Annotated in this window: 16 protein-coding genes; 9 read left to right on the top strand and 7 right to left on the bottom strand. The window is 32.6% G+C overall.

Annotated elements, in window-relative coordinates:
* The first annotated feature begins 153 nt into the window (after positions 1–153).
* A complete protein-coding gene (locus tag OU788_RS09320; protein ID WP_274634928.1) occupies positions 154–639 on the top strand; it encodes a DUF4252 domain-containing protein in 486 nt (161 codons plus the stop codon).
* A 94-nt stretch (positions 640–733) separates the two neighbouring features.
* Here OU788_RS09320 and OU788_RS09315 read toward each other — a convergent pair whose 3' ends face one another.
* Complete coding sequence (locus tag OU788_RS09315; protein WP_274634927.1) at positions 734–1,081, bottom strand: arsenate reductase family protein; 348 nt, start codon at positions 1,079–1,081, stop codon at positions 734–736.
* Positions 1,082–1,189: 108 nt separating this feature from the next.
* Here OU788_RS09315 and OU788_RS09310 point away from each other — a divergent pair, with 108 nt between their 5' ends.
* Positions 1,190–1,645 carry a DinB family protein gene (locus tag OU788_RS09310; protein ID WP_274634926.1) on the top strand — a complete coding sequence of 152 codons (456 nt, stop codon included), beginning with the start codon at positions 1,190–1,192 and terminating at the stop codon, positions 1,643–1,645.
* A gap of 39 nt (positions 1,646–1,684) precedes the next feature.
* A complete protein-coding gene (locus OU788_RS09305) occupies positions 1,685–2,836 on the top strand; it encodes a cystathionine gamma-synthase (protein ID WP_274634925.1) in 1,152 nt (383 codons plus the stop codon).
* A gap of 104 nt (positions 2,837–2,940) precedes the next feature.
* Here OU788_RS09305 and OU788_RS09300 read toward each other — a convergent pair whose 3' ends face one another.
* Entirely contained in the window at positions 2,941–3,549 is a 609-nt protein-coding gene (locus OU788_RS09300; RefSeq protein WP_274634924.1) for a superoxide dismutase, read from the bottom strand.
* 124 nt (positions 3,550–3,673) lie between these two features.
* On the bottom strand, positions 3,674–4,708 hold the full coding sequence (gene fbp, locus OU788_RS09295) for a class 1 fructose-bisphosphatase (protein ID WP_274634923.1): 1,035 nt from the start codon (positions 4,706–4,708) through the stop codon (positions 3,674–3,676).
* Between the two features lie 146 nt (positions 4,709–4,854).
* Here fbp and OU788_RS09290 point away from each other — a divergent pair, with 146 nt between their 5' ends.
* Genes OU788_RS09290 through OU788_RS09280 form a run of 3 tightly spaced genes read left to right on the top strand, consistent with a single transcriptional unit; the run spans position 4,855 to position 8,437 of the window.
* Positions 4,855–5,337: a GNAT family N-acetyltransferase gene (locus tag OU788_RS09290; protein WP_274634922.1), complete on the top strand. Its 483-nt coding sequence runs from the start codon at positions 4,855–4,857 to the stop codon at positions 5,335–5,337.
* A complete protein-coding gene (locus tag OU788_RS09285; RefSeq protein WP_274634921.1) occupies positions 5,324–6,577 on the top strand; it encodes an aspartate kinase in 1,254 nt (417 codons plus the stop codon). Before OU788_RS09290 ends, OU788_RS09285 begins: the two co-directional genes overlap by 14 nt.
* A gap of 51 nt (positions 6,578–6,628) precedes the next feature.
* On the top strand, positions 6,629–8,437 hold the full coding sequence (locus OU788_RS09280; RefSeq protein ID WP_274634920.1) for a lysophospholipid acyltransferase family protein: 1,809 nt from the start codon (positions 6,629–6,631) through the stop codon (positions 8,435–8,437).
* Between the two features lie 76 nt (positions 8,438–8,513).
* On the opposite strand, the gene rseP is transcribed toward OU788_RS09280, so the two are convergent.
* A complete protein-coding gene (gene rseP / locus OU788_RS09275; RefSeq protein WP_274634919.1) occupies positions 8,514–9,860 on the bottom strand; it encodes an RIP metalloprotease RseP in 1,347 nt (448 codons plus the stop codon).
* Positions 9,861–10,019: 159 nt separating this feature from the next.
* Between rseP and OU788_RS09270 the strand changes: the two genes are divergently transcribed.
* Positions 10,020–10,694, top strand: a complete 675-nt coding sequence (locus OU788_RS09270) for an SCO family protein (protein WP_274634918.1) — start codon at positions 10,020–10,022, stop codon at positions 10,692–10,694.
* 84 nt (positions 10,695–10,778) lie between these two features.
* Here the strand turns inward: OU788_RS09270 and OU788_RS09265 are convergent, their stop codons facing one another.
* Complete coding sequence (locus OU788_RS09265; protein WP_274634917.1) at positions 10,779–11,120, bottom strand: SdpI family protein; 342 nt, start codon at positions 11,118–11,120, stop codon at positions 10,779–10,781.
* Positions 11,121–11,123: 3 nt separating this feature from the next.
* Positions 11,124–12,449: a serine hydrolase domain-containing protein gene (locus tag OU788_RS09260; protein ID WP_274634916.1), complete on the bottom strand. Its 1,326-nt coding sequence runs from the start codon at positions 12,447–12,449 to the stop codon at positions 11,124–11,126.
* 93 nt (positions 12,450–12,542) lie between these two features.
* Between OU788_RS09260 and OU788_RS09255 the strand changes: the two genes are divergently transcribed.
* Complete coding sequence (locus OU788_RS09255; RefSeq protein WP_274634915.1) at positions 12,543–13,754, top strand: aminotransferase class V-fold PLP-dependent enzyme; 1,212 nt, start codon at positions 12,543–12,545, stop codon at positions 13,752–13,754.
* 67 nt (positions 13,755–13,821) lie between these two features.
* Here OU788_RS09255 and OU788_RS09250 read toward each other — a convergent pair whose 3' ends face one another.
* Positions 13,822–14,523: a Bax inhibitor-1/YccA family protein gene (locus tag OU788_RS09250; protein ID WP_274634914.1), complete on the bottom strand. Its 702-nt coding sequence runs from the start codon at positions 14,521–14,523 to the stop codon at positions 13,822–13,824.
* A 407-nt stretch (positions 14,524–14,930) separates the two neighbouring features.
* On the opposite strand from OU788_RS09250, the gene OU788_RS09245 reads away from it, so the two are divergent.
* Positions 14,931–15,959: a zinc metalloprotease gene (locus OU788_RS09245; RefSeq protein ID WP_274634913.1), complete on the top strand. Its 1,029-nt coding sequence runs from the start codon at positions 14,931–14,933 to the stop codon at positions 15,957–15,959.
* The last annotated feature ends 79 nt before the right edge of the window (positions 15,960–16,038 follow it).

Genomic DNA, 16,038 nt, shown 5'->3' with positions numbered 1-16,038 from the left:
ATGGTGTAATGGTAACACACCGGTTTTTGGTACCGATATTCAAGGTTCGAGTCCTTGTGGGCCAACAAAAGTCTTAACTATCTTTTAGTTAAGACTTTTTTATTTGTAACAAACTTCAAAGATTATCGTCTTCATTTTAAAACAACTACTATTATGAGACGAATTGTAATCACCTTTTTTAGCCTTTTTGTATTAACTACTGCTTTTGCACAAGAACAAAATTTTAAAGAATTTTATCAATCTAATAAAGATAGAGCTGAGGTATCGTTAAACATTCCTAGTTTCTTTGCTAATATGTTCATTTCTGATGAAGATACTGATGAGTTTGGAGTGTTTTTAAAGAAATCTAAAAACTATAAAATAATGGTTTTTAACAATAACATGTCTTCTGTTCAAAAAGACTTTCAAAAATTTGCTAGAAAAAACAAATTAAAGACTTTAGTTAGAGTAAAAGATGGTAAAGAAAGAGTTACGGTGTATTTTAGAGAAAGCAAAGATCGTATTAAAGAAATTATTGTAAATGTTCATGATAATACAGATGAGTTAGTTTTACTTGGGATTAAAACCAATCTTACTATGGATGAATTATCAGCTATGGTAGAAGCATCTACAAAAAATAAAAGCATAGCTTCAAATTAAAATACTTCTGATTTCCCTGAGTGAAGTCGAAGGGAACCCTGGAGAACTAACCTTGTTATATAGAAACTCCGACAATTTTTGTCGGAGTTTTTATTTAGTTAAGTGTAGCTTTTAAGCTTTCTACTACTTTTTTACTGTTTCCAATAAAAATTTGGTCTTCAACGATAAAAACGGGACGCTTTAAAAAGGTATATTCATTTAAAATGTACTGGCGATAATCAGCTTCAGTAACATTTTGATTTTTCAAATCCATTTCTTTGTAAAGTTTTGCTCTTTTGTTAAATAAACTCTCATAGCTATCAGTCATAGCACGCATTTCTTCTAACTGAGCAACTGTAATTGGTTGGGTTTTTATTTCTTGTTTTTCAAATCCGTCAATATTTACTTCTTTTAAGATTCTTCGGCAAGTATCACAAGTTTGTAAAAAATAAACTTTCTTCATCGTGTTATGTTTTTAAGGTGTTAGATTTTAACCATTAAATAATAAATACTCAACACAAGTTTTCATGGTTAAATAGGTATCTTTGAAATAGCTAAAATAAGTAGAAAAATGAACAAACAATTTGAAGTTTTAAAAAGATCAAGAGAATTAGTTTTAAAAAGAATAGAAGGTTTAACAACAGGGCAATTACATACAATTCCTGAAGGTTTTAATAATAATATTGCATGGAATGTAGCTCATTTAGTAGTAACACAACAGTTATTACACTATAAATTATCTGGATTGAATTGTTTAGCACCAGATGAATTAATTGAAGAATATAGAAAAGGAACTTTTCCAACGAAAGAATTTACAGAAGAAGAATTTGAAGAAGTAAAAGAATTATTACTTGGTTTGCCAGATACTTTACAAGAAGATTTTGAAGCAGGAATTTTTACAGAATACGAAGAATATGAAACTAGTACAGGTTTTGTAATCGATTCTATTGAAAGTGCCATTGCATTTAATAACTTACATGAAGGAATGCATTTAGGTATTATCATGACTTTGACGAAGTTGGTGTAATACCTGCTTAACTCTGAAGAAAATAATAAATATCGATAGATGAAGTTCAATACCAAAACCATACACGGAGGACAAGAGCACGAAGAAGCTACAGGAGCGGTAATGCCACCTATATTTCAAACATCTACCTATGCGCAATCAAGTCCGGGAGTGAATAAAGGATATGCGTATTCACGTGCAGCCAATCCAACTCGTACGGCTTTAGAAAAAGCTTTTGCAGCTCTTGAAAATGGAACTCACGGATTTGCTTTTTCTTCAGGTTTAGCTGCAATCGATAGTGTATTGCGTACTTTAAAGCCAGGTGATGAGGTTATTGCTGGTGATGATATTTATGGAGGAAGCTATCGCCTGTTCACAAGATTGTTTCAAAAAAACGGATTGAAATTTCAATTTGTTGATATGGATGAGGTATCGAACGTAACTAATGCAATTTCTGAAAACACAAAATTAATTTGGATAGAAACTCCAACAAATCCGTTAATGAAAATTGCGGATATAGAAGAAATTACCAAAGCTGTAAAAAACAAAAGAGCAGATATTTTAGTGGCGGTTGATAATACATTTGCAACCCCCTATTTACAGCGTCCGGCGTTAGATTTAGGAGTTGATATTGTAATGCACTCAGCTACTAAATATTTAGGAGGACATTCCGATTTGGTGATGGGAGCTTTAATGGTTAAAGATGCTCAATTAGCTGAAGAATTACATTTTATACAGTTTGCTGCAGGTGCTATTGCAGGACCGATGGATTCTTTTTTAGCACTTCGTGGAGTAAAAACTTTGCATTTGCGTATGCAGCGTCATTGCGAAAACGGGAAAGCTGTTGCTGAATATTTAGTAAATCACCCTAAAGTAAGAGAGGTGTTTTACCCAGGTTTAGAGAGTCATCCAAGTTATGAAATAGCTAAAAAACAAATGGATGATTTTGGAGGAATGGTTTCTTTTCGACTAAAAGATGAGAGTAAACAGGCAGCCTTAACCTTTTTAGAAAACACTAAAATTTTTACGTTAGCAGAATCGTTGGGAGGTGTAGAAAGTTTAGTGAGTCATCCAGTAACAATGACCCATGCTTCAATTCCAGAAGCGGAACGTTTAAAAATAGGAATTACCGATTCTTTAATTCGTTTAAGTGTTGGGGTTGAGGATATTGATGATTTATTAGCTGATTTAGAGCAAGCATTGAATAGATAAAAGAGTGTTTTACTTTTAGGCTTAAAGGTAAATGGTAAAAACATACTAATAAAAAAATCCGAAGTGTAAGCACTTCGGATTTTTTTATTATACAAACACTAAAATTATTTAGCTGCTGCATATCTTCTTTCTACTTCGTTCCAGTTGATTACTTTAAAGAAAGCTTCAATGTAATCAGGACGACGGTTTTGATAGTTTAAGTAGTAAGCGTGTTCCCAAACATCTAATCCTAAAATAGGAGTTCCGCCACAAGTAACACCTGGCATTAATGGGTTGTCTTGGTTTGGAGTAGAGCAAACTTCTACTTTTCCTCCTTTGTGTACACATAACCAAGCCCATCCTGAACCAAATTGTGTAGCAGCTGCTTTAGAGAAAGCATCTATAAATGCTTCTTTCGATCCAAATTCAGCTTCGATAGCATCTTTTAATTCTCCAGATAAATAACCTCTATCTTCTGGGTTCATTACTGTCCAGAATAAAGAGTGGTTATAAAATCCACCTCCGTTGTTACGTACAGCAGCATTGCTCATATCTAAATTCGTTAAGATATCTTCGATAGATTTTCCTTCTAAATCAGTACCTGCAATAGCATTGTTTAAGTTGTTTGTATATCCTTGGTGGTGCTTACTATGGTGAATTTCCATAGTTCTAGCATCTATATTTGGTTCTAAAGCGTCGTAAGCGTATCCTAATTCTGGTAATTCGAAAGCCATAATTATTTGTTTTTAAATAGGTTAAATTTTTCGTTTTTCTGAATGTAAATTTAACCCAAAAAAATAAGGCAAACAACTGTTTGCCTTATGGATAATTTATTTGGGTATAAATAATAACTATTCTTTAATAAGTCGGTTTATCTTCTGAAGAAAACTCACTCATAAATTCTTCTGCTTTTTCTACCATTTGTATACTTCCGCAGTAAAAAGGAACGCGTTGATGTAATTCTGTTGGTTTAATATCCATGATACGTGTAAATCCGTCAGAAGCTTTACCACCTGCTTGTTCACAAATAAAAGCCATAGGGTTACATTCGTATAATAAACGTAGTTTTCCTTTTGGAGTTATCGCTGTAGCAGGATAAATATATACACCACCTTTAATCATGTTTCTATGGAAGTCTGATACTAATGATCCGATGTAACGCGCTGTGTACGGACGGTTATCAGCCTCATTTAATTCTTTACAGTGAATTAAGAAACGTTTCATTCCTTCTTGGAAATGTGTAAAATAACCTTCGCTTACTGAGTAGATTCTACCAATTTCTGGGAATTGCATGTTAGGGTGTGATAAGTAAAAAGTTCCGATTGCTGGATTTAACGTAAATCCGTTTACGCCATTACCGGTAGTGAAAACTAACATAGTTGAGGTACCGTATGCAACATAACCAGCAGCTACTTGCTCGCTACCTTTTTGTAAGAAATCTTCTTTAGTAACAGGAGTTCCAACAGGAGAAATTCTTCGATAAATAGAGAAAATAGTTCCAACAGATACGTTTACATCAATGTTAGATGATCCGTCTAGAGGATCCATCAATAAAACATATTTGTTTTCGTTAGCTTTATTACTTCCTTCAACAATTACAAAGTCATCTTCTTCTTCACTAGCAATACCACAAACAATTTCACGGTTAATTAGTGTTTGTTTGAATAAATCATTAGCTAAAACATCTAATTTTTGCTGTGCTTCACCTTGTACATTAATATCTCCAGCAGCTCCAGTAATATCTACCAATCCTGCTTTTCTAATTTCGTGATTTACCACTTTGGCAGCAAGACGAATAGAATTTATTAAACGAGATAATTCACCAGAAGAATACTTAAAGTCTTTTTGTTTGCTGATGATAAACTCACCCAGCGTCATATGCTTGTTACTCATGTCAAATTTTTGTGTTGTGCGTACAAAGATGCCAACTTTTATTTAGTATTTTAAAATTTTCAACAAAAAAATATGATGTGTTTTAATTTTTCATTTGTTTTATCAGAAAGTTTTAAGAGAAGTATCTTTACCCAAAAAAGTAAGAAATGAGTTTTATTATCAGACCAGGAGAGCAAAAAGATGCTCAAGCTATATTAGATTTAATTATTGAATTAGCTGTTTTTGAAAAAGAACCGGATGCGGTTGAGGTTACAGTTGAAGACATTATAAAAGATGGTTTTTCTGATAGCCCAAAGTTCAAAACTTTTGTGGCAGAAGAGGATAATAAAATTATAGGAATGGCATTGTTTTATGAACGCTATTCTACATGGAAAGGAAAAGCAATTCACTTAGAAGATTTAATGGTAACCCAATCTAAAAGAGGTATAGGTGCAGGAAAAGCACTGTACACTTCAGTATTAAAATATGCTTATGAAAATGGGTGTAAAAGGGTAGCTTGGGAAGTTTTAGATTGGAATACTGGTGCTGTAGATTTTTATAAAGGAACAGGAGCAACAGTATACGAAGAGTGGAGAGTATGTCATATGAATGAACAAAGCTTACAACAATTTTGTAATGAGAATATTTAAGTTTGGAGGAGCATCGGTAAAAGATGCTAATGGAGTAAAAAATGTTGCACAAGTATTGCAACATGAAGGTACAGAAAATACTTTGGTAGTAATTTCTGCCATGGGAAAAATGACTAACGCGTTTGAACGTGTGGTTGATAGTTATTTTTATAAAAAGGAAGATCTTAAAGAGGCTTTAAGTTTTATAGAAAGTTTTCATCAACAAATGATGGATGATTTATTCAGTCAAAACCATGAAGTTTATACCAAGATCAATTATTTATTTGGAGAGTTAAGCGGATTTATGGCGAGAAACACTTCAAAAGATTACAATTTTGTTTATGATCAAATAGTTGGTTTTGGTGAATTGTTATCCACAACTATTGTAAGTGCATATTTGTCTGAAATAGGAGTTAACAATCAATGGTTAGATGTAAGAGAATTGATTAAAACCGATGGTAATTATCGAGATGCAAAGATTGATTGGGAACAAACTCAACAACAAATTCACGATAAAGTTGATGTTTCTCAATTAAATATTACTCAAGGTTTTTTAGGAGGTTTTGGAGAACAAACTACAACGTTGGGTAGAGAAGGTTCTGATTATACCGCAGGTATTTTTGCATATTGTTTAGATGCCGATAGTGTTACTATTTGGAAAGATGTTGAAGGGGTGTTGAATGCTGATCCTAGAGTGTTTTCAGAAACAGCTTTGTTAGAAGAAATTTCATATACCGAAGCGATAGAAATGGCATTTTATGGAGCCTCGGTAATTCATCCAAAAACGATTCAACCTTTAGAACAAAAGAACATTCCATTATATGTACGCTCATTTGAAGACGTTACAAAATCGGGAACTTGTGTTGGTAGAGGAAAGAAAATAACTCCAGAAATACCGTGTTACATTGTAAAGAAAAATCAAATTTTAGTAGCAATCTCTGCAAAAGATTTTTCTTTTATGGTGGAAGATAATATTAGTGATGTTTTTAAAAAATTACACGAATACAAATTAAAGGTAAACTTAATTCAAAATTCTGCTATTAGTTTTTCTGTTTGTATCGAAGATAAGTACAATCATTTTAAAGACTTTTATAATGATTTAAAAGGAGCGTATAAGATTAAAGCTTATGAAGATACTACGTTATTTACCATTCGTCATTTTGATGATGAAGCCATAGAAACTATTAGAAAGCGAGGAAAATCAATCATTCGTCAGATTAATACTGAAACGGCGCAATTAGTGATTCAAGAAAACGTTTAAAGCTAGCAAAAAATGATTTATATTTGCAGTTATGTCAATTGATAACTGTGTATGGGATTAGTAACACCTAAAGAAGTTGCAAAAGCAATAGGAGCTGATAAGTTCGGGGTTTTCGGAACGTTTTCAGGATGGTTGCTGATGAAAGTTCTACGAATTTCAAAAGCTAATGAAGTTTATAACAAGCACAAGCATAAAAAGGATTTATCTTTTTTAAATGGTTTGCTTGATGAGTTTCAGATAGAGTTTGAAATTCCTGAAGAAGATTTAAAACGTATTCCTAAAGAAGGACCGTTTATTACCATTTCTAATCATCCGTTAGGAGGGATTGATGGTATCTTATTATTAAAGCTTTTATTAGAACATAGAACAGATTATAAGATAATCGCTAACTTTTTATTACACAGAATAGAGCCTTTAAAGCCTTATGTAATGCCCGTAAATCCTTTTGAAAATCATAAGGATGCAAAATCGAGTGTATCAGGAATTAAAAATGCCTTATTACATTTAAGAGAAGGAAAGCCATTAGGACTTTTTCCAGCAGGAGAAGTATCTACCTATCGTGATGGAAAGTTAATGGTTGATAAAGAGTGGGAGCAAGGAGCTGTTCGTTTGATAAAAAAAGCGAAGGTACCAGTAATTCCTATTTATTTTCACGCTAAAAACAGTCAGTTGTTTTATACGCTATCTAAAATTAGTGATACCTTAAGAACAGCAAAACTTCCATCGGAATTATTATCTCAAAAAAATAGGGTTATAAAAGTAAGGATTGGAAAACCAATTTCAGTAAAAGATCAAGATGCTTATCCTGAAATCCCAGAATTTTACCAGTTTTTACGTAGAAAAACGTATATGTTGGCAAATCCGTATGAGAAAGCTTCTCAAAAGATTTTATCAACACAAAACCTTAAAATTCCGAAGAAAGCCAAAAATATTACTTCTCAAAAATCACCAGAGTTATTTGAAAAAGAAGTAGATGCTTTACGTGAGAAGGGAAGTAGGTTATTAGAAAGTAAAAATTATGAGGTGTTTTTTGCAACCGCAAAAGAGATTCCTAATATTTTACATGAAGTAGGTCGTTTGCGCGAAATTACCTTTAGAGAGGTTGGAGAAGGAACCAACAAGCCGATAGATTTAGACAGATTTGATAAGTATTATCACCATTTATTTTTATGGGATAATGACCAAAAGAAGTTGGTTGGAGCTTATAGAATGGGCTTAGGAAAAGATATCTTTAAAAAGCATGGTGTAAATGGTTTTTACATTCACACGTTGTTTAGAATTGAACCTGAGTTATACCCAATGATGGAAAAAACCATTGAAATGGGACGTGCTTTTATCATTAAAGAATATCAACAAAAGCCAATGCCGCTATTCTTGTTGTGGAAAGGTATAGTACATGTTACGTTACGATATCCAGAACATAAATATTTAATGGGAGGAGTAAGTATTAGTAACCAATTTTCTGAGTTTTCTAAATCGTTGATGATTGAGTTTATGAAGTCGCATTATTACGACCCATATGTGGCGCAATACATTCATCCGAAGAAAGAGTTTAAGGTGAAGCTGAAAGATGCCGATAAAGATTTTGTTTTTGATGCTACAGAGGCAGATATGCAAAAGTTTGATAAACTTATTGATGAGCTAGAACCAGGAGAATTACGTATTCCTGTGTTAATTAAGAAGTACGTAAAACAAAATGCACGATTAGTAGCTTTTAATGTAGATCCGAAGTTTAATAATGCAATTGATGGATTAATGTATATTAAAGTAGCAGATATACCAGAAAGTACGGTAAAACCTGTAATGGAAGAGTTTCAAGCAGAGTTAGAACGTCGCGCAGCAGAGAACATGAATAAGTAATTATTACAGAAAATATAGATCAATAAAAAAAGCATCGTACTTAGTACGATGCTTTTTTATTATGTAGTTTCAAAGGTTATTTGAATAACCTGAAAATATCATTTCCGTTAGCAAATAGTAGTAGTGCTATTAATAAGATAAATCCTGTGATTTGAGCATATTCTAAAAACTTATCACCTGGTTTTTTGCCAGTAATCATTTCCCATAAAGTAAATACAACGTGACCACCATCTAACGCAGGAATTGGTAATAAATTCATAAAACCTAACATGATTGATAAGAACGCTGTAATGTTCCAGAATGTTTCCCAGCTAAATTCAGAAGGAAATATACTTCCGATAGAAATAAATCCTCCTAAACCTTTGTAAGCACCTGTACTCGGATTTAAAATCTTTTTCATTTGCTTAATATAGTTAGTTAGGGTTGTCCAAGCTTTGTTTGTTCCTGCAGGAATAGCTTCTCCAAAAGAATAACTTCTTTCAGCTAAGGTGTAATATCCTAACTTTTCTAAATCTGGTAAAGATAAAATAGCAATAACAACACCTAATTTTCCTTCTTCAGTAACTTTTACAGGAAGGCTCACATTTTGGTTATCTCTTTTAACGGTAATAGTTACATCTTGACCTTTATTTTTATCTAGTTCAACTTGAGCTTGATCAAAATAGGTTATTGGTGTTCCATTAATAGAAGTTATAATATCTGTCTTTTTTAATCCACTTTTGTTATTTGGAGAATCTTCAGGAACTTGTCCTATTACAAAAGGTGTTCTGTAGCTTAGAAAAGCACCAGCATCTTTACTTCTATCAACTAATTTAGAAATAAAATCGGTAGGAATTTCTTTTTCTAGAACGGTTCCATTTCTTTCTATAGTATAATTATGCCCGTTGATAAATTCTAAGGGAAGCTCTCTAAATTTTTCAATTTTTTGACCGTCAATAGTTAAAATTTTATCTCCTGTTTCTAAACCTAAGTCTTTTCCTAATTGATCTTGAACCCAAACACCATCTTTTAAGCTTTCGTTTGGCAAGTATTTCTCACCATAAGCCCACATCAAACAGATGTATATTAAAATACCTAAAACGAAGTTTACAAAAACCCCGCCTAACATAATAATTAAACGTTGCCATGCTGGTTTAGAACGAAACTCCCAAGGTTGTGCAGGTTGTTTCATTTGCTCGGTATCCATACTTTCGTCGATCATACCAGCAATTTTTACATAACCTCCTAACGGAATCCAACCAATACCATATACTGTATCACCGATTTTCTTTTTAAATAAAGAGAATTTGTAATCGAAAAATAAATAGAATTTTTCTACACGGGTTTTAAATAATTTAGCTGGAATAAAGTGCCCTAATTCGTGTAAAACAATTAAGAGCGATAAGCTTAAAATAAATTGAGATGCTTTTATTAATATTTCCATAAAAGGTGTTGTCTAAATTTTAAATCTGACAAATGTACGTTTTTCAGTACAGTTCTAAAAGTTTGTAATAGACTTGCGCTTTTGTTTTAACAAACTTTTTACGGTTGCTGCATTAAAGCCCGTGTTTTTAGTCGTATTTTTGTAGAAAATTTTAGTACTGTGGATATTAAATTCTTCAAAAAATCAAAAAGCACCCTAATTTTTATACTTGTTTTTAGTGCAATTGTTGTTCCTGTATTTTATCATTTAGTAAAAGTTGATACTAAATTACCTATTTACAATCCGGCAGACATCAATCCAAAATTAGTTGATGCTTCTGTAAGAAATAGAACGAAGAATCATAAAGTAGGAGAATTTACTTTGATTAACCAAAATGGTGATACAATTACCAATGCCGATTATAAAGATAAAATATACATAGCTGATTTCTTTTTTACCCGTTGTCAAACCATATGTATTGCGATGGCATATAACATGAGTGAATTGCAAGAGCATTACAAAAATGATGATGATATTATGTTTTTATCGCATTCTGTAACTCCAGTTATGGATAGTGTACCACAATTACGAAAGTATGCCGATGAAAAAGGTGTGATTGATGGAAAATGGAATGTAACTACAGGTGAAAAAAAGCATATTTACAACTTAGCACGTAAGCATTATTTTGCTGTGTTAGATGAAGGTGATGGAGGAGAGAGTGATTGGGTTCATACCGAAAACTTTGTTTTAATAGATAAAGAAGGGCGTATTAGAGGTTCGTATGACGGAACAAAAAAGGAAAACATGCAAAAAATAATCGATGATATTACTCTTTTAAAAGAAGAGTATAAATAGGAGGTTATTAAAAAGTTCATAAGTAAAAAGACCTTGATGTTAAGCTTAACATCAAGGTCTTTTAGTTTATAGTAGAATTTAGTTTTATTTTTTATTTCCGTCTTCGTCAAAATTCTTGTTAATCTCTTGTTCTGTTTTTATTACTGATACAGCTAAAGACAATAACATAATTGCCATTGGCTGCCATGTTAATTCTTTCGATAAGTAAGCTAAAACTAAAGCTGCAACTAACGAAATTGCTGAATATTTCATAAACTCTTTGGTAAAAAATGTATTAGCAAATTGCCAAACAGTGTCATTCTTCATGGTTTTATTAGTGCGATAACCGTAAATCGCGTTGATTTTTTTTGGTGGAAAAAAGTGAAAAATAATACTGAATAAAAAAAGCACTCCGTTTATAGAAAGCACATAATAAATAGGGTTCATGTTTTAATGTTTAATAGAATTTACAATTCCTTTTAACAAGGAGTTTACATCTGCATTTTTGGTAAGTCCGGTACGAACTACCACCAAATCTTGATCAGGCAAAATAAATACATTTTGACCTTTATAGCCGTTAAAAGAATACATATTTTTAGGAGCATCAGGAAATTTTCCGCCAGCGTTTAACCAAATTTGTGCTCCGTAAGAACCATCAGAGGTTGGTGTAGGGTTTGTAGCATAATCAACCCAATCTTCATCAAAAAGGTGCTCACCGTTCCACTCACCGTTGTGTAGGTATAATAATCCAAACTTAGCCCAGTCTCTTGTGGTAGCCCAAGCATAAGATGAACCTACATAATGATTACTCATATCGGTTTCAACTATCATAGAATTCATGCCAATTTTATCAATTAAAGCACTATACCAAAAATCAAGATATTCTTGTTGTGTGTTGAATTTTGTTCGTAAAATACCAGAGAGTAAATTTGAAGTTCCAGAAGAATAATTCCAAGTTTCGTTGGGTTTACCTACTAAAGGTTTGTTAATTTGAACTTTAGTCATGTCTTTTTCTAAAAACAACATTTTTGTAACATCAGAAATGGTATTGTAATCTTCTTCCCATTCTAGGCCAGAATTCATTTGTAATAAATTGTGAATGGTAATGTCTTTACGGTCGTCACTTTCCCATTCTGGAAATAAATCGCTTTGTTGAATATCAATTTTCCCTTTACATTTTAAAATACCGAACAAAGTACCTGTAATACTTTTGGTCATAGACCAACCTAATTGCTTCGATTCTTTGGTAAAACCAGTATCGTATTTTTCAGCAATAATTTTGTCTTTGTATACTACAATAACCGAACGAGTTTGATTTCTATCATTAAAAATAGTATCAATAGTTTCGTTAAGTTTTTTATAGTCAATATTAGAGAAAATTGTGTCTTTATGATCGGCGTTTCCGTAAGGAAATGGAGTGTTGTTATCAGGTGTTGAGCGTTTTGGTGTAGGTTGCGGTTTTGTAATGTCAAAATCATTTGTAATCAAAACAGCTCCTAGTCCTTCTCTGTAAACAGCTTTTCTTTTTAGTAGCCCGTATACTGAACCTGTTGCTGATTTTTCTTCAATATTAATTTCGTCAGAAGTTACATTGATAGGAGAAAAGTTATTATCGTTAGCATCGGTGAATTCTAAACTTCTTCCAGCAAGAAAAATCGATGAAGCAGTGTTTTTGGCAGAGTATCCAGCAAGGATATTTAGCTTCGGATAGTTGTAATAAATAGCGATACCCAAGGCTATTACAATGAGTAAAAGGATTCTTTTAAAACTTTTCATAAAACGTGGTTTTAAGCAAATGTAAGAATTTAATTGTTTGATGATTGTATTTGAAAAGCAAGCCCTACCTTTGTGCTAAATTTGATATTTTACATGTTTAGTATAGATAAAATTCGAGCTGATTTTCCTATTTTAAATAGAGAAGTACACGGAAAAAAATTAGTGTATTTAGATAACGGAGCAACTTCACAAACTCCACAGGTGGTAATTGACGCTATTGTTGATTATTATTCTAATTATAATGCCAATATCCACAGGGGAGTACATACATTAAGTCAAGAAGCAACTGATAAATATGAAGAAGCAAGAATTAAAGTTCAAAAACACTTTAATGCAAAGCATTCATATGAAATCATACTAACTTCAGGAACCACTCACGGAATTAACATTGTAGCGTCTGGTTTTTCGGCGATTTTACAAGAAGGTGATGAGGTACTAGTTTCGGCTTTAGAGCATCATTCTAATATTGTGCCTTGGCAAATGTTATGTGAGAAAACAGGAGCTATTTTAAAGGTAATACCAATGAATGAAGATGGTTCGTTACGAATGGATTTATATCATGAATTGTTAAACCCAAAAACTAAATTAGTTTTTTGTAATCATGTTTCGAATGCATTGGGAACTATCAATCCAATTAAAGAAATTATTCATGCAGCGCATAAGTTTGGCGCGTATGTATTGATTGATGGTGCTCAAGCTGTTCCGCATATAAAACCAGATGTACAAGCATTAGATGCTGACTTTTACGTAGCTTCAGCACATAAAATGTGTGGACCAACAGGTGTTGGGATGTTGTATGGAAAGGAAGAATTATTACAATTATTACCACCATATCAAGGAGGTGGAGAAATGATTGAAACCGTAACTTTTGAAAAGACTACGTATGCAGGTCTACCACATAAGTTTGAAGCAGGAACTCCTAATATTTGTGGGGGAATTGCTTTTGGAGTAGCTATTGATTATATGAATTCGATTGGTTTTGATAATATTCAACAACAAGAAAATGAATTGTTAGCATACGCAACCCAAGAGTTAGAAAGAATAGACGGATTAAAAATCTACGGAACAACGAACAAAACATCGGTGATCTCTTTTAATTTAGAAGGAATTCATCCGTATGATGTTGGAGCAATTTTAGATAAATTGGGTGTAGCAGTTCGTACAGGACACCATTGTGCACAGCCTATCATGGAATTTTACTGTATTCCTGGTACTGTAAGAGCATCGTTTGCTTTTTACAACACTAAAGAGGAAGTAGATGTGTTAGTAAATGCGGTTAAGAAAGCGCAGATGATGTTAAGCTAAAAGATTATAATAATTTAAAAAAAGCCTCCATTGGAGGCTTTTTTTGTTTGTAATTATATTTTGATTTTTAGTCTCTCGACATAAATATCTGTAATACATACCAGAATAATAGCATTAACGAAGCAAATAAACCTAATGCTGCAGGAATGTAATCGTCTGTAGAAAATTTATGAACTAAGTTAGAAGTTTGATATAAAATAGATCCAGCTGCCAATACACACATTCCAACTGAAAACCATAATCCTAAGTTAAATCCAAATAAGGTTCCAGCAATAATTAATCCGATAGCGATAAAAAACCCAACTGATAATCCAGCTCTGATAAAAGAAAAATCTTTTTTAGTAATAAATACGATGGAAGAAATTCCAACAAATAATGCAAGTGTTACAATTCCTGCCTGTTTTATAATATCAAAGTTGTTCGTATACGAAATGGCAATATAAATTAGAGGGATAAAAATAAAAGCTTGCGCAAAAACATATCCTGAATAAGCTAGGTACTGCAAGTTTTTATCCGAAGTTTTTAAAGCGGTACTTTCAGCGTAACTGGTTACCAACATAAAACCACCAAGTAACAATAACCACTTGTAACCTTGGGTCATTGATAAGGCGAATTCTACTATAGTAGCACTTTGCAAGAATAAATATTCAAACAAAACGAATAACAATACACCACCAGCAATGTGTGTGTATGTTTTTTTGTAAAAAGCTATCTTATCAGCTTCTGAAACTTGTGCTACAAGCACTTTTGGCTCAAATGAGTTTTCCATAATTATTTTTTTAAACTAAATGTAAATATATGTTTTTTAGATGATTTTAAATTTGTGTGTTTGTGTTATTGAAAACATATATTAAAAGCTTGAAAATTATCTTATTGATGATTGAATTTGTTTAAAATTGACGTTTTTTTTATTGTTTTTGTTAAATTTTAACATTTATATATTGTTAAGAAATGGAGGGTCCCAAGTGATTAAACCTAAGAAATTAACTTTTTTTTAACTTTTTTTTAGCATTGAAAAAAAATTATATATTGCATATCGTTAAAAACCCCTTCAAATAATTATCAAAGTGATAGGTATTTAACAATTTGATTGAGGATACCTTCTCCTTTGAGTTTTTTAACAAGTTTATTGCCTTAAGGGCATTTTGTTTAACTAATTTTTTAATTTTTCACAACATGAAAAGAATTTTTTTAACACTGGCTGTAGCTGCATCTGTTTTAGTAGGTTGTCAAGAAACCTCTAAAGACGAAGCTCCGTTAGAACAAGAAGCAATCGACATGAGCGATTTCTATGTAGTAACTGATGAAGTTTCTCACAAAGGAGGAACCGAGCAATGTCATTCAATGCGAGTTTTAAACAGGCAAGTGAAAGAAAACCCAGGATTATACAAGAAAATGTATGATATTGAGTATGCTACAAGAAAGTTAACAACAGCTAAGGGTAAACCAGGAGGTGGTTCTGGAAGCGGTGATGTAGATGTTTTACCAATCGAAGACGGATTAGGTACTATCAATATTCCTGTGTATGTACACGTTGTTTTACCAAACGCAAGTAGTGTTACAAACGCTCAAATTCAAGCACAAATGAATGTGTTGAATGATGATTTTAGTAGTACAAACACAAACCAACTTCCTTCAGGAGCTACTGATTTTATTAACGATGCAACAAATACAGGAATCCAATTTACATTAGCAGGTACTTTTAGGCATGACGACCCTAAGTCTTCTTGGGGAACAAACGATGCTGTAAAAGCTGCTTATCCTCCAATTACTCCTTCAACTCACTTAAACATTTGGGTGTGTGAAATAGGTGGAGGAATTTTAGGATATGCTCAATTCCCAGGAGGTAGCTCTGCTACTGATGGAGTAGTGTTATTAGCAGGAACTTTACCAGGAGGGTCTTCTGCTCCATATAATATGGGTAGAACTGCAACCCATGAAGTTGGTCATTACTTAAATTTACGTCACATTTGGGGAGATGGAAGATGTCGTCAAGACGATTTCGTAGCTGATACTCCATCTTCTGATGCCTCAAACTACGGATGTCCAACGTATCCAGATGTTAGCTGTAAATCTGCTGATATGACTATGAACTATATGGATTATACAAATGATGCTTGTATGTACATGTTCACTGATGGCCAGCGTAACAGAATGAGAGCTTTATTTGCTTCAGGTGGTGCAAGAGCTTCTATGTTAAACTAGAAAAAACCAAAGTCTTTTAAAAAGACGTTCTCAATAATTATTTTTAATTATTATAAAGCCAAGAGATTTAAATCTCTTG

The organism is Tenacibaculum sp. L6 (assembly GCF_028823685.1).
Taxonomy (GTDB): domain Bacteria; phylum Bacteroidota; class Bacteroidia; order Flavobacteriales; family Flavobacteriaceae; genus Polaribacter.
This window is presented reverse-complemented; position numbering and strand designations above follow the sequence as displayed.

Excerpts from the sequence above, each read along its gene's own strand:
- OU788_RS09320 (WP_274634928.1), top strand. The coding sequence starts at position 154 with ATGAGACGAATTGTAATCACCTTTTTTAGCCTTTTTGTATTAACTACT.
- OU788_RS09315 (WP_274634927.1), bottom strand. The coding sequence starts at position 1,081 with ATGAAGAAAGTTTATTTTTTACAAACTTGTGATACTTGCCGAAGAATC.
- OU788_RS09310 (WP_274634926.1), top strand. The coding sequence starts at position 1,190 with ATGAACAAACAATTTGAAGTTTTAAAAAGATCAAGAGAATTAGTTTTA.
- OU788_RS09305 (WP_274634925.1), top strand. The coding sequence starts at position 1,685 with ATGAAGTTCAATACCAAAACCATACACGGAGGACAAGAGCACGAAGAA.
- OU788_RS09300 (WP_274634924.1), bottom strand. The coding sequence starts at position 3,549 with ATGGCTTTCGAATTACCAGAATTAGGATACGCTTACGACGCTTTAGAA.
- fbp (WP_274634923.1), bottom strand. The coding sequence starts at position 4,708 with ATGAGTAACAAGCATATGACGCTGGGTGAGTTTATCATCAGCAAACAA.
- OU788_RS09290 (WP_274634922.1), top strand. The coding sequence starts at position 4,855 with ATGAGTTTTATTATCAGACCAGGAGAGCAAAAAGATGCTCAAGCTATA.
- OU788_RS09285 (WP_274634921.1), top strand. The coding sequence starts at position 5,324 with ATGAGAATATTTAAGTTTGGAGGAGCATCGGTAAAAGATGCTAATGGA.
- OU788_RS09280 (WP_274634920.1), top strand. The coding sequence starts at position 6,629 with ATGGGATTAGTAACACCTAAAGAAGTTGCAAAAGCAATAGGAGCTGAT.
- rseP (WP_274634919.1), bottom strand. The coding sequence starts at position 9,860 with ATGGAAATATTAATAAAAGCATCTCAATTTATTTTAAGCTTATCGCTC.
- OU788_RS09265 (WP_274634917.1), bottom strand. The coding sequence starts at position 11,120 with ATGAACCCTATTTATTATGTGCTTTCTATAAACGGAGTGCTTTTTTTA.
- OU788_RS09260 (WP_274634916.1), bottom strand. The coding sequence starts at position 12,449 with ATGAAAAGTTTTAAAAGAATCCTTTTACTCATTGTAATAGCCTTGGGT.
- OU788_RS09255 (WP_274634915.1), top strand. The coding sequence starts at position 12,543 with ATGTTTAGTATAGATAAAATTCGAGCTGATTTTCCTATTTTAAATAGA.
- OU788_RS09250 (WP_274634914.1), bottom strand. The coding sequence starts at position 14,523 with ATGGAAAACTCATTTGAGCCAAAAGTGCTTGTAGCACAAGTTTCAGAA.
- OU788_RS09245 (WP_274634913.1), top strand. The coding sequence starts at position 14,931 with ATGAAAAGAATTTTTTTAACACTGGCTGTAGCTGCATCTGTTTTAGTA.